Raw genomic sequence first — 13254 nt, 5'->3', positions numbered from 1 at the left:
AGAGAGGGAAGCCATGCGCGTTCTGTTCACCTGCTACGCGGAGAAGACCCACTTCCTCGGCATGGTGCCGCCGGCGTGGGCGCTGCGCGCGGCGGGCCACGAGGTCCGGGTCGCCAGCCAGCCCAAGCTGACCGACGTGATCACCCAGGCCGGCCTCACCGCGGTGCCGGTCGGCACCGACCACAACCTCTGGTCGTCGGCGAGCAGGTTCCTGACCAAGCGGTTCGCCGAGCTGAACCCGGAGGTCCACGAACGCATCCGCCGCGGCGTCTTCCCGCCCTTCGACATGCCGGACGACCCGGCCGAGGTCACCTGGGAGTACCTGGCGAGCGCCGACCGCGACATCGTCAAGGCGGCCAAGAACACCAACAGTTCGATGATCGACGACCTGGTGGACTTCGCCCGGTACTGGAAACCGGACCTGATCCTGTGGGAGCAGGCCAGCTTCGCCGGCGCGATCGCGGCGAAGGCGTGCGGGGCCGCCCACGGCCGGTTCCTGTGGGGACTGGACTTCTACGGCCGCTGGCGGACCCGGTACCTGCGGGAACGGGCCGGGCGCCCGGGCGAGCCGGGCCGCGACGCGCTGGCCGGCTGGCTCGGCGCGGAAGCCGGGAAGGCCGGCGCCGGGTTCTCCGAGGACATGACCACGGGACAGTTCACCGTCGAGCAGCTCCCGCCGTCGCAGCGGGTGGAGACCGGCCTGCACTCGGTTTCCGTCCGCTACCTGCCCTACGGCGGTCCCGCCGTCGTCCCGTCCTGGCTGTGGGAGCCGCCGACCCGGCCGCGGGTCGCCATCACGCTCGGCCTGACCTCGTCGGAGAGCTTCGGCGGCTACATGGTCGACGTCCAGTCCATTTTGGACTCACTGGCCGGCCTCGACGTCGAGGTGGTGGCCACCGTCGCCGAGAACGAGCAGCACAAGCTGTCCCGTGTCCCGGACAACGCGCGGGTGGTTCCCTACGCGCCGCTGCACGCGCTCGCCCCCACCTGCTCGGTGATCGTGCACCACGCCGGCGCGGGCACCATGGCCACCGCGACCGCCTCCGGCGTGCCGCAGCTGATCCTGCCGGACCAGCAGGACGGGTGGTACACCGCGCGCCGGCTCGCCGAGCTGGGCGGCGGCGTGGTGATCGAGCCCCGCGACGCCACCGGGCCCGCGGTGCGCGACGCCGTGGCCGCCCTGCTGACCGAACGGTCCTACCGCGAGGGCATCGGACGGCTGCGCGCGGAGATGCTCGCCACCCCCACCCCGGCCGAGATCGTCGGCGACCTCGCCGAGCTCACCGAGAAGTACCGCGGCTGACCGCGGTCCCGACCACAAAGGACACAACCAGTGCGCGTGCTCTTCGTGACCTATCCGGAGAAGATCATGTTCCTGGGCATGGTGCCGCTGGCCTGGGCCCTGCGCGCGGCGGGGCACGAGGTGCGGGTGGCCAGCCAGCCCGGGCTGACCGACGTCGTCACCACGGCCGGGCTGACGGCGGTCCCGGTCGGCCGCGACCACGGCCTCTACCGCGTCCTCGGCGTCCAGCCCGAAAAGCTCGCCGCCGCCCGCGCCGGGTTCCCCCGGCCCTACGACGTGGTCGACGTGCCCCGGAAACGCACCTGGACCTACCTGAACAAGGGGTTCGATTTCGCGGTCACCTGGTGGCACAAGATGGAGAACGTGCCGATGGTCAACCCGCTGGTGAAGTTCGCCCAGGCCTGGCAGCCGGACCTGGTGCTGTGGGAGCCGACCAGCTTCGCGGGGGCGATCGCGGCCAAGGCCGCCGGCGCCGCGCACGGCCGGATCAGCTGGGGCCTCGACGTCTTCGGCGTGGCCAGGCACCACTTCCTCGAGGTGCTGCACCGGCAGCCGGCGGAGCACCGCGACGACCCGCTGGCGAACTGGCTCGGCGGCCAGGCCGGGCGGTTCGGCGCGGAGTTCTCCGAAGACATGGTCACCGGCCAGTTCACCATCGAGCAGATCCCGCCGTCCCTGCGGATGCCCGCGCCCGGGCTCCGCTACGTCGACCTGCGGTACGTCCCGTACGGCGGGCCGGCGACGGTGCCGGACTGGCTCCGGCGGCCGCCGGAGCGGCCGCGCGTGCTGCTCACCCTCGGGTTGAGCGCGGTCGAGCGGTTCAGCGGCTACACCGTCGACCTGAAGGAGATCCTCGGCGCCCTGTCCGGACTGGACATCGAGGTCGTCGCCACGATCGCCGACCGGGTGCGGAACGAGCTGGGCACCCTGCCGGGCAACGTCCGGACGGTCTCGTTCGTGCCGCTGCCCGCGCTGCTGCCGACCTGCTCGGCCGTGATCAACCACGCCGGCTTCGGCACGCTGTGCACCACCGCGCTCAACGCGGTCCCCCAGCTGGCCCTGCCGGTCCACTTCGACGAGCCGCGACTGGCGGCCTCGCTCGCCCGGCAGGGTGCCGGGCTGACGATCCATTCGGACGAAGCGACCGGCGACCGGGTCCGCGACCACCTGGTCCGGCTGCTGGCCGAACCCGCCTTCCGCGAGGGCAGCGCCCGGCTGCGCGACGAAATGCTGGCCATGCCCGCCCCGAGCGACTTCGTCGGCGAACTGGAGGGCCTGGTGTCCGAGCACCGCGCCCGGACCCGGACGGCGGTGGGAACGCGATGACCGCAGCGCTGCCGGACGTCCGGCTCGGCGTGTCCCGCGGGCTCACCTACGGGATCCACACCGAGCCGGACGTCTTCATGCCGGTCGTGCGGGCGCTGGGGGCCCGCACCATCCGGATGTACCTGTACTGGTCGCAGCTCGAGCCGGAGCCGGGCCGCTTCGCCTGGGATGCCGTCGACGCGATGCTGGCCCAGCTGACCGACTCCGACGAGCTCTGGGTCACCGTGTACACGACGTCGACCTGGGCGACGCGGCACCCGAACCCCACCCTGCCCGCCTCGCCCGCCCTCGACCCGGCCCGGTACCGGCGGTTCCTGCGCGCGCTGGTCACCCGGTGCCGCGGCCGCGTCCGGTTCTGGCAGTGCGACAACGAGCCGTGCGTGGAGTTCCTGTGGAACGGCTCCCCCGAGGACTACCTCGGCCACCTCGAGGTCTTCGCCCAGGTCGTGCGCGAGGTCGATCCGCGGGCGCTGGTGGTCCTCGGCGGTGTCCCGCCGGACGCGCTCGACGTGGCGGGCGAGGAGGTCGACGACGAGGCGGTCGCCTGCTTCAAGACGATCGTCTCCGGCGGCGGCGCCTGTTTCGACGTGTTCGACGTCCATCCCTACGGCGATCCCTACCTCGTCCCGGCGGTCGTGGCGGCCGCGCACCGGGTGCTGGCGGAGCACGGCCTGGCCAAGCCGGTCGTGCTCGGCGAGTACAACGGCCCCTTCCCGTTCGCGCTCCCCGAGCTGCGGCCCCGCCTGGTGGGGCTCTGGTCGGGCGTCGGGGCGGCGGACGGCGCTGCCGGCCACGAAGGCGAGCCGGCGATGGTCGCGCTCTACCGGCGGATGGCGGTGATGCCGCCGTTGCTGCAGATGTTCATGGCCGGCTGCGCCCCGGAGCTGGAAGAGAAGCGCCACCGCTGGAACTGCCGCGACCTGGTGGTGCGCAACCTGCTGGCGCTGTCCGCCGGCGTCCGCCGGACGGTGTGCTGGCAGCTGGGCCCGGACCGGCCCGGTCCGCGGAACCCGTACCAGGTGATGGAGCTGCTGTTCGGCAAGTTCGACCTGGTGGGCTACGAGGGTGACACGCTCGGCCCCCGGTACCCGGCCGGCGAGACCTTCGCCCTGCTGACCGAGCGCCTCGACGGCACCCGGCGGGTGGTCAGGACCGAGGTGCCGGGCCGGGAGGAGGTGTTCCTGTTCGAGGTGGACCGGGCAGGCCGCGGCCCGCTGCTGGTGGCCTGGCTGCGCCGGGACGACTTCGCGGGCGAGGACGAGCCACCGGTCCCGTTCGAGTGCGCCTGGGCGGCACCGGCCGCGACGGCGACGGACGCATTGGGCGAGCCGGTCGGCGTCGAGGTCCGCGCGGGCCGCGTTCGCCTGCCGCTGTCGCTGACCCCGGTCTTCGTCGAATAGTCCCGCCGCACACCGAAAGCCCACCGGGGTTCCGCCCCGGTGGGCTTCGGTGCGTTCCGGGGCGCTCACCCCACCGCGCTCTGCTCCGCGTCGTCGGACACCAGCAGCTGGGTGGTCGCCAGCTCGTTGTACAGCGGATCCGTCTTGATCAGCTCGTGGTGGGTGCCGACCGCCCGCACCTTTCCCGCGTCCAGCACCACGATCCGGTCCGCCTGCACCACAGTGGACAGCCGGTGGGCCACCACCACGACGGTGAGCTCGCGCGCCGCCTCGGCGACGGTCTCCCGCAGCGCCAGCTCGTTGACCGCGTCCAGCTGGGACGTCACTTCGTCGAGCAGGAGCAGGCGCGGGCGCCGCAGCAACGCCCGGGCCACCGCGACCCGCTGCCGCTCGCCGCCGGACAGGGTGTTGCCCCGGTGGCCGACCGCCGTGTCGACGCCGTCCGGGAGCTTGGCGACCAGCCGGTCGAGGCGGGTGCGGCGCAGCACCCGCTCGATGTCCGCCTCCTCCGCGTGCGGGACACCGATCAGCAGGTTCTCGCGCAGGGTGCCGGCCAGCACCGGGGCGTCCTGCTCGACGTAGCCGATGGACGCCCGCAGCAGGTACAGGGGCCAGTCCCGGACGTCGTGGCCGTCCAGCAGGATCCGGCCGCCGTCCGGCTCGTAGAACCGTTCCAGCAGCGCGAACACCGTGGACTTGCCCGCCCCCGACGGCCCCACCAGCGCGGTGATCCCGCCGGCCGGGACGTCGAAGGTCACCTCGTGGTGCACCAGCGGCTCGGTCCCCGGGTACCGGAAGGCGACCTCCTGGAAGCTGATCGACGCCGGGGCCTTGTCCGACGGCCCGCCACCCGCGAAGCCGTTCCCGTTGGCGATCCGCGCCAGCTCCGCCTCCGGTTTCGGCTCGACCTCCAGTTGCTGCACCTCACGGATGCGCCGCGTGGAAGCCAGCCCCGCGCTGAGGTTCGACGCCGCTTCGAGCAGGGACCCGACCGGTTCCAGGAGGTAGAACAGGTACAGCAGGAACGCCACGAGCGTGCCGATCTGGATCTCCCCGGTGGCGACCCGGGCACCGCCGATGCCCAGCACGGCCAGGAACGACACGTGGATCGCCAGCGTGGCGCAGGCGCCGACCAGCCCGTGCAGCCAGGCGAGCCGCACGCCGTACTTCCACGCCGTGGTCGTCGCGTCGACGGCCTTGGCCTCCTCCCGTGGCTCCAGCCCGGCCGCCTTGATCATCCGGAAGGCGCCGAGCGACCGTTCCAGGGTGCTGCTGATCTCGCCGACGGCGGTCTGGACGCGCTCGTTGTACCGCGAGAAGAACGGCACGACCAGTCCGATGAGGATGCCGGCGAAGACCAGCACGCCCAGCGTCACCAGCACCAGCACCGGGTCCATCAGGAACATCATCGTCAGGATGGCGACGAACATCAGCAGGCCCCGGCCCGAGTCCACCAGGGCCTGGCTCGCGACCTCCCGCAGCAGCGTCGTGTCCGCGGTGACCCTGGACATCAGGTCACCGGGCTGGAACTTCGCCGTCTGCGGGATGCGCAGCCACAGGATCCGGCCGACCAGGCGGCGCCGGGAGTCGCGCACCACCGACTCGGCACTGCGCCCGAGCAGGTACGAACCGACCGTGGTGATCAGCGCGCCGAGCAGCACGGCCCCGGTCAGCAGGATGATCGGGCCGGTCACCGCCTTGCCGTCGGAGAGCGAGTCGATGAGCTCCTTGGTCACCACCGGCTGGACCAGCCCGATCAGGCTGCCGATCGTGCTGAGCACCCCGCCCGCCACCACCAGCCTGCGGTAGGGCCGGATGTAGGAGAGCAGCTCCCGCCACGCCGGCGGTTCGCCTTCCGCCGTCTTGCTCGTTGTCACCTGGCACCTCCTGGCCTGGGTGTTGCGGACGTAGCGCGGTTCGCTTGCCGGTCCGCCGCGGCCTCGGAGAGCAGCCGGGCCGCGGCGCGCACCTCGGCCGCCAGCGGCCGGTCGGCCGCCAGCGGCGGGGAGATCTCCGCCAGTGCCGCCCAGGGGGCGGCTGCCGCCTCCCGGCCCAGCGACGCGGTCAGCTGGGCCGCCCCGACCGCGAGCGAGCCGACGGTCAGCCAGGCCAGCTCGGCCGCTTCCGCGACGGCGTTGGCGCCGTTGAGCGCCATCGGCACGTGGTCCTGGTTCCAGCCGTTGGTGGGCAGGCTCGTCAGCGAGGCCGGGTAGACGTGCTGCCGGATCCGGGCGACGAACGAAGTCGCGCTCAGCTGCACCCCGGCGAGGCCGCAGCCCCGGCCGGGGCGCGGGGTGAGCATCGGCGGCAGCCCGCCGTTGGTCGCCGGGTCGCAGATCATCGCGAGCTGCCGCTCCGCGAGGTAGGCCACCTGGTGCAGCACCAGCCCGGTCTGGTCGGAGCAGAAGCCGACCGGCATCGCGTGGAAGTTGCCGCCGTGCAGGACTTCTCCCTCGAAGGTGAGCGGGTTGTCGGTGCAGCCGTCGGCTTCGCGCAGCAGCACCTCCCCGGCGAACCGGAGCTGGTCCAGCGCGGCACCGAGCACCTGCGGGACGCAACGCAGGCTGTAGGGCTCCTGGAGCGGCCGGTGCGGGGACCGCTCCGCGCCGGCGGAGAGCTCGCGACGCACCCAGCCGGCCACCTCCGCCTGACCTCGCTGGCCGCGGGCCGCCCCGACACCGGGGTGGTACGGCTCGGGGTTCACCCCGAGCAGCTCCGCCAGGCGGCCGGTCAGCAGGGCCACGGCCCGCACGAGCCGCACGGTCGTGTCCTGGTTGAGGATCGCGAGGGCGAGACTGGCCCCGGTGCCGTTGACGAAGGCGAGCGCCTCGCGGACCGGCCACTCGACCGGCTCGGCACCCAGCTCCGCGAGCACCAGCGCGGCCGGCTTCGTCGACCACCGCTCGTCGCCGTCCCGTACCCAGGCCTCGCCGGCGCCCGCGAAGGTCTGCGCGGCGTAGGCGAGCGGCTGCAGGTCACCACTCGCGCTCACGGTCCCCTCCCGCGGGATGGCCGGGACGAATCCCCGGTTCCACAGATCCGCGAGCCGCTGCCAGAAGTCCGGTGACACCGCGGAGTAGCCCTTGCGCATGCTTTCCAGCCGCAACCGGACGATCAGGCGGCAGGCCTCCGGCGCCAGCGGCCGTCCCTGGCTGGTGCCGAGGTGGGCGAGCAGGCTGCTGCCCTGCTCCGCTTCGGACTCCGCGTCGAACCACACCAGCGGCCCGAACCCCCGGGTGAGGCCGTAGATCGGGCGACCGGCCGCGAGCGCCTCGTCGACGGTGTCCGAACTCGTCCGCATCCGGTCGACGTCGGCCTGGTCGCACGCTTCGAGCGCCACGCCGCGGACCAGCTCGGCCAGCCGCAGCGCGCTCACCTTCCGGTACCCGGGCCGTCGGTGCGGACGCGGGACACGCGCCGGGTCTTGCCGGTGTCCGTGCGGTCGATCCGGTCGCGCACGAGCACCTTCCTCGGCAGCACCCCGAGGTGCCGTCGCACCACCTGGACGTCGACGTCGACGTCGTGCCCGGCTTCCGGCACGACGAGCACGTCGACGTGCTCCCCGGTCAGGTCGTCCGCCACCGGGACGAGCGCGAGGTCCGCGCACGGCAGGACGGCGCGCAGGGACCGTTCCAGCTCGTCGAGGTTCAGCCGGCGGCCGTTGACCTTGACCAGGCTGCCGCGCCGGCCCACGAAGGTGAACCCGCGGGCGCCGACCGGGCGCACGAAGTCGTCCATGGTCAGCTCCGCCGGCGGTGGCTCGCCGGGGACGGCGGCCAGCCGGGGGCCGGCGATCCGGAGCGGCACCTCCGCGCCGGTGTCCTTTTCGGACAGCAGGCGGACGTCGCCGAACAGTTCCCACGGCGGGTTCCCGCCCGTCCACTCCCGTTTCGCGACGCCACCCGTCTCGGTGGAGCCGAACACTTCGGTGACGCTGACCCGGCCCGGGCCCGCCGCGGCGAGCAGGCCGGCGGCGGAGGCGGGCAGCGTCGCCGTGCTGTGCAGGACGGCCACGTGGTCCCTCGAACGCACCCACGAGAGGTTCCGGCGCAGCAGGGAAAACACCCACGGGATCGCCACCACCGCCCACCGCGCGGCGCCCTCGTCCGGCATCGGCCCGAACAGGTCCGGCCGGTACCAGCCGGGAACGCCCAGCCGGGCCGGCACGAGCACGGTCGCCAGCAGGCCGAAGATGTGGCGGGGCGGGGCGAAGGACAGCACCGCGTCCGGCTTCCGCGGCCGCAGCAGGTCGGCCAGCAGCCCCGCCTCGGCCCACAGCTGGTCGAACGTGCGCCGCCAGACGCGGCCGGGACCGGTGGTGCCGGAGGTGCGCAGGTCCACCGGGTCCGGGAACACGCGCCGCGCGAGCTCTTCGGCGTCGCAGCCGGAGGAGTCCCAGCGGACGACCCACGCGCGGTCCGCGATCCGCGGCGCGGCCAGGTCCGCCGAAAGCAGCTCGGCAGGGGCCAGTTCGGTCCACATGGTGGCACTCCTCGTGCGGAGGGGATGATCCGGGAAACGCGAATCGGCGTCTCGTCGGCGGGACGGCGTGCTAGGCGCGGGCGCCGGACGACCGCGCGACGTCCATCACGTACTGACCGTACTGGGACTTCCGCATCCCGCGCCCCAGCTCGTGACACTCGTCGGCGGTGATGAAACCCATGCGCAGCGCGATTTCCTCGATGCAGGCCACGCGGACACCCTGGCGGTTTTCCAGCACCTGCACGTACTGCCCGGCTTCGAGCAGCGACTGGTGCGTGCCCGCGTCGAGCCAGGTGAAGCCGCGGCCGAGGGTGGCCATCCGCGCCCGCCCGGCCTCCAGGTAGACCCGGTTGACGTCGGTGATCTCCAGTTCACCGCGGGCCGATGGCCGGATCGCCCGCGCGATTTCGACGACGTCGGAATCGTAGAAGTACAGGCCGGTGACCGCGTTGTTCGACCGCGGCCGCCGGGGTTTCTCCTCGATCGAAACGAGGTTCCCGCGCTCGTCGACTTCGGCGATCCCGTAGCGCTCGGGGTCGGAAACCGGATAGCCGAAGAGCGTGCACCCGTCGAGGTTCTTGCGCGTGTCCCGCAGCAGGCTCCCGAACCCCGCGCCGTGGAAGATGTTGTCGCCCAGCACGAGCGCGCAATCGTCGCCGTCCACGTGCCCCGCGCCGACGAGGAACGCGTCGGCGATGCCGCGCGGCTCCGGCTGCTCGGCGTAGCTCACGTTGAGCCCGAGCTGCGTGCCGTCGCCGAACAGGGCGGTCAACGACGGCAGGCTCGCCGGTGTCGAGATGATCAGGATGTCCTGGATCCCGGCCAGCATCAGCACCGAAAGCGGGTAGTACGCCATCGGCTTGTCGTAAACCGGGAGAAGCTGCTTCGACGTGGCGAGGGTGAGCGGGTGCAGGCGGGTTCCACTGCCGCCTGCCAGCACGATGCCCTTCATCGGCAGTCCATTCGGTAGGAGGTCCCGGCGACGGCCTTTTCCAGGTCCGGCACCAGTTCGGCGGGCGTGGGCAGCGCGGTCATCTCGGCGCGGACCTGCTGGGCGCCGCGCCGGAAGGACGGCTCGGCCAGCAGCCTCGTCACCAGCTCACGCACCCGCTCGCCGGTGGCCTCGGCCATCGGCAGCGCGAGCCCGGCGCCCCGGTCGGCGATCCGGCGGGCGAACGGCGGTTCGTCGAACCGCTCGGGAACCGACAGCGGCGGAACGCCGTGGTACAGCGTGGTGCACAGCGTGCCGAACCCGGCGTGGTGGACGGCCGCAGCGCAGCTTGGCAGCAGGGCGTGCAGCGGCACCGAGGGCACCACCCTGGTGTTCGGCGGCACCCGGAGGTTCCGCTGCCCCTCTTCGCCGACCGTCGCGACCAGCTCGATGTCGAGGCCGGCGAGCGCGTCGACGACCTCCGGCACGCCGAGCGCGTGTCCCCCGAAGTGCTCGCCCGCGGTCACCCCGAGGGTGAGCGCCACCCGCGGCCGTTCCGGTTCGCGCCGCAGCCAGTCCGGCACGACCGCCGGGCCGTTGTAGGGCAGGAAACGCATGCGCAGGTAGTGCAGGCCCGCGGTCATCCGCAGGGTGTCGGGCAGCTGGTCGATGGTGAACTGCCCGACGGCGAGGTCTTCGCCGAACCGGCCGCCGTGCCGTCCGATCCTCTCGTCGAGCCATTCGGCGAGCGGGTCGGCGCGCTCGCCGGGTGGCGCGGTCTCCAGCAGTTCCCGGTAGCGCTCGCGGGTGACGCCGAAGATGTCCATTCCGGACAGCAGCCGCCCGTGCGCGGCACCGGACAGCTTCGCCGCGACGGCACCCGCGTAGCTGTTGGGCTCCCAGACGACCAGGTCCGGCCGCCACCAGCGGGCGAACGCCACCAGGTCGTCGACCATGGTGTTGTTGACGAGCTTGTACCAGGTGCGCACGAGGTTGCCGTACATCGTTTCGAGGCGTTCCCGGTCCAGCTGTTCCGGCGCGTGCTCGGCCAGGTCGAACGGCAGGATCCGGGTACCCCGGACGGCTTCGTGGGTTTCCGGGTCGACCTCGGCGAACCGCTTGCCGAGGAACCGGTTCACGCTGCGCCACAACCGGTGGTCCCGCCCGACGGGGACGGCGGTCAACCCCGCGCCGGCGATGACCGCGCCCAGCTCGGGCTGGCTGGCGACGCGCACCTCGTGCCCGGCCGAACGCAGCGCCCACGCCAGCGGAACCATCGGGAAGAAATGCGACCTCGCCGCATAGGTGACAAAAAGAACCCGCATGGATTTCCTCTCACGGATATGCCCGTCGGAAAGGTCCCATCTCGGAGACTGGTTCTTTATATCCCGGCGTCGCGCACCGCTTCAAGGAAATGCTTGCCCGCTTTGGAAAACGCCGGTGTCCGTGTCTCGCCGGCGAGACACGGACACCGGCGTCACCGGCTACTTCCTGGCGAGCACCCAGGGCATGAGCTTTTCGGCGAGCGCCCGGCTGAACGGGCGGACGAGTGCCTGCAGTTCGTCGCAGGCGGGCTCGCCGATGTGCGCGTACGGGGTCACGCTGTTCTCGTCGGTCGCCCGCTCGATTTCCGCCCGGCGAGCCGCGCCCTCGGACGTGAACGTCGGCTCGGCGTCACCGGTGAGCCAGTCCCGCTCGCGGAGGCTCGCGACGGCCCCGTTCCAGTCCTCTTCGGACCACGACCGGGAGGTGCGCAGGGTCTCGGCCGGGACGGCACCGGAGGCGGCGTGGGTGACGAGGGCTTCGATGCCGTTCAGGCCCGCGGTCAGCAGGGCGGCGATGTGGGCGTCGCCGCGGTACTCCCGCAGCAGGGTCTGTGCGTGCCACAGCACCAGGTGCGGCTCGGTGGGCCACGGCAGGGCCGCGTGGCCGGCGAACAGCGGGCGGCCGGTGACGTCGTCGGCGACGGCTTCGGCGGCGTCCCGCAGGAGCGCGGCGGCCCGGCGCATCTCCGGCGAGCCGATCGCGTCGCCGAGGACGCCGCGCAACGCCTGGTCGGCCCCCGCGTACCGCGCGGCCAGCACGGCCTCCGGGTCGGTGGCGGCCCAGGCCGCGGAGATCGACTCCCGGACGAGCTCCGGGTTGAAGTTGTAGAAGGTCGCAATCACGACCGGGGCCGGAACCGCGCCGAGCGCCGCCGACCTCGACGCGAAGTAGCCGGCCCGGCCGGAGAGACCGAGTTCCCGGTAGGCGGCCGCGGCTTCCGGGGCGAAGTAGATCATGCCGTGGTAGGGCTCGATGAGTCGCCAGGTCCGGCGCGCCGCTTCGATCACGCGCGCCAACATACCATCCAGTCGGTACGGAGTTCGCCGTCGCGACGGGAGGAAACTTCCGGCACCCTCACCCGGGCCGGGGGTCCGCCGGCTCGCGCTGCCGGACGGGATCACCGTCCTCGTCGGGGACCTCGTCCGAACGGCGGAACTCCCGGATGGCGTGGTAGCCGACGGCGATCAGCATGGCGAGCTCGATGGCCGCGAGAACGCGGAAGTCGACCGGACCGACGGCGCGCTCGCCGCCCGGGGATTCGAAGATCCCCGGGATGGAGCTCAGGAGCGAAACGAACTGCACTCCGATGGGCACGTACCACAGGCGCCGGGGGAAGTAGAAGGCCAGGACGACGGTGAGGAGGTCGGCGAGGTAGAAGTACCGCTCGTGCATCGAAGGCAGCACGTACGGCACCAGGATGACGAACACGGTGCCGATGAGCACGATCCGCGGGCCCGTCGGTTCGGCCCTGGCGAGCAGGAGCAGCAGGCAGACGGTCAGGACGAGCAGGACGGTGACCAGGAGCCCGGCGGTGTGCATGACACCGGTGTCCCGGACGCCGCGGAAGAACTGCCAGACCGACGGTGCGTTGAGCGTCATCTCCGAGTAGAGGCCGGACTGACGCGGGTAGATGGTCAGCAACCGGATCGGATCGGCCCCGAGCACGATCGCCGGGAGGTCGAGGGCCAGGTAGACGGCGGGGATGACCAGCAGGGCGCGCCAGGGCACCCGGCCGAGCAGGACCACCGCCAGCAGCAGCGGCAGAATGAAGATCGCCTGCAGCTTGAAGGACACCGCGAGCCCGATGAACGCGCACGCCCACCACGGCCGCCGCCGGAGGAGGTGGTAGACGCCGCCGAGCGTGAACGAGGCGTAGATCGAATCGCATTGCGCCCACATGGCGCCGTTGAGCACCACGGTCGGCAGCATGAAAACCAGCAACGCGGCGACCGCGGGCGTCCAGCGCGAGCGGTACTTCAGAGCGACGATCCGGTAGGTGAAATACGCGGCCACCAGATCGAACAACACCGACAGCGCCTTGATCCCGCCCTGCGGCGGAAACGGCAGGTAGGTCAGCAACACCAGGAGATAGCGGTACGGGACGTTGTAATCGGTGAAATCCTCTCGCAAAGCGCGGAAACCGCCGTGCTGAATGATGAATTCGTACCACGGGCGAAGGAAGTCGCGGTAATCGGCAGTGTCGTACCGGACCAGCGACCAACGCACGGCGAACGCGAGCAGCACGATGGCCACGGCGAGACCCACCAGGTACCAGTGTCGAACCCGGTCGCGCCGGACCCGACCCCGCCCCGCCGGTCTTCGCACCGCACGCTCGGATATTGCCACCACCTCGGCCGTCTCCCCCACCGATTTTTTTGCCACACAGTTGGGGCCAGACACAGCGAACACTCCCCGCCGCTGAGCGTTTTCTGGCAAATCTGCAGGTTTATCGCGGAATCGGCGCACAATCTTACTGTGACGACATG

General features: G+C 72.0%; 10 protein-coding genes. 3 read left to right on the top strand and 7 right to left on the bottom strand.

What is annotated here, in order from left to right; all coding sequences use genetic code 11:
• The first annotated feature begins 13 nt into the window (after positions 1–13).
• Genes ACWEGE_RS07585 through ACWEGE_RS07575 form a run of 3 tightly spaced genes read left to right on the top strand, consistent with a single transcriptional unit; the run spans position 14 to position 4029 of the window.
• Entirely contained in the window at positions 14–1303 is a 1290-nt protein-coding gene (locus ACWEGE_RS07585) for an activator-dependent family glycosyltransferase (protein WP_449659620.1), read from the top strand.
• A gap of 30 nt (positions 1304–1333) precedes the next feature.
• On the top strand, positions 1334–2629 hold the full coding sequence (locus tag ACWEGE_RS07580; RefSeq protein WP_449659619.1) for an activator-dependent family glycosyltransferase: 1296 nt from the start codon (positions 1334–1336) through the stop codon (positions 2627–2629).
• On the top strand, positions 2626–4029 hold the full coding sequence (locus ACWEGE_RS07575) for a hypothetical protein (RefSeq protein WP_449659618.1): 1404 nt from the start codon (positions 2626–2628) through the stop codon (positions 4027–4029). The genes ACWEGE_RS07580 and ACWEGE_RS07575 overlap by 4 nt, the downstream gene beginning before the upstream one ends.
• A 65-nt stretch (positions 4030–4094) precedes the next feature.
• Here the strand turns inward: ACWEGE_RS07575 and ACWEGE_RS07570 are convergent, their stop codons facing one another.
• The 7 genes from ACWEGE_RS07570 to ACWEGE_RS07540 form a co-directional block, all read right to left on the bottom strand.
• Positions 4095–5906: an ABC transporter ATP-binding protein gene (locus tag ACWEGE_RS07570; RefSeq protein WP_449659617.1), complete on the bottom strand. Its 1812-nt coding sequence runs from the start codon at positions 5904–5906 to the stop codon at positions 4095–4097.
• Complete coding sequence (locus ACWEGE_RS07565) at positions 5903–7405, bottom strand: aromatic amino acid lyase (RefSeq protein ID WP_449659616.1); 1503 nt, start codon at positions 7403–7405, stop codon at positions 5903–5905. The genes ACWEGE_RS07570 and ACWEGE_RS07565 overlap by 4 nt, the downstream gene beginning before the upstream one ends.
• Complete coding sequence (locus ACWEGE_RS07560) at positions 7402–8511, bottom strand: long-chain fatty acid--CoA ligase (protein WP_449659615.1); 1110 nt, start codon at positions 8509–8511, stop codon at positions 7402–7404. Before ACWEGE_RS07560 ends, ACWEGE_RS07565 begins: the two co-directional genes overlap by 4 nt.
• A 70-nt stretch (positions 8512–8581) precedes the next feature.
• Positions 8582–9463 (bottom strand): glucose-1-phosphate thymidylyltransferase RfbA, encoded by an 882-nt coding sequence (gene rfbA / locus ACWEGE_RS07555; RefSeq protein ID WP_449659614.1) that lies wholly within the window; start codon positions 9461–9463, stop codon positions 8582–8584.
• Positions 9460–10767, bottom strand: a complete 1308-nt coding sequence (locus ACWEGE_RS07550; RefSeq protein WP_449659613.1) for an activator-dependent family glycosyltransferase — start codon at positions 10765–10767, stop codon at positions 9460–9462. The genes rfbA and ACWEGE_RS07550 overlap by 4 nt, the downstream gene beginning before the upstream one ends.
• A gap of 159 nt (positions 10768–10926) precedes the next feature.
• Complete coding sequence (locus ACWEGE_RS07545) at positions 10927–11775, bottom strand: SCO6745 family protein (protein WP_449659612.1); 849 nt, start codon at positions 11773–11775, stop codon at positions 10927–10929.
• Positions 11776–11842: 67 nt separating this feature from the next.
• On the bottom strand, positions 11843–13033 hold the full coding sequence (locus ACWEGE_RS07540) for a glycosyltransferase 87 family protein (RefSeq protein WP_449659611.1): 1191 nt from the start codon (positions 13031–13033) through the stop codon (positions 11843–11845).
• Between the last annotated feature and the right edge of the window lie 221 nt (positions 13034–13254).

Source organism: Amycolatopsis sp. NPDC004747, from assembly GCF_053601335.1.
This window is presented reverse-complemented; position numbering and strand designations above follow the sequence as displayed.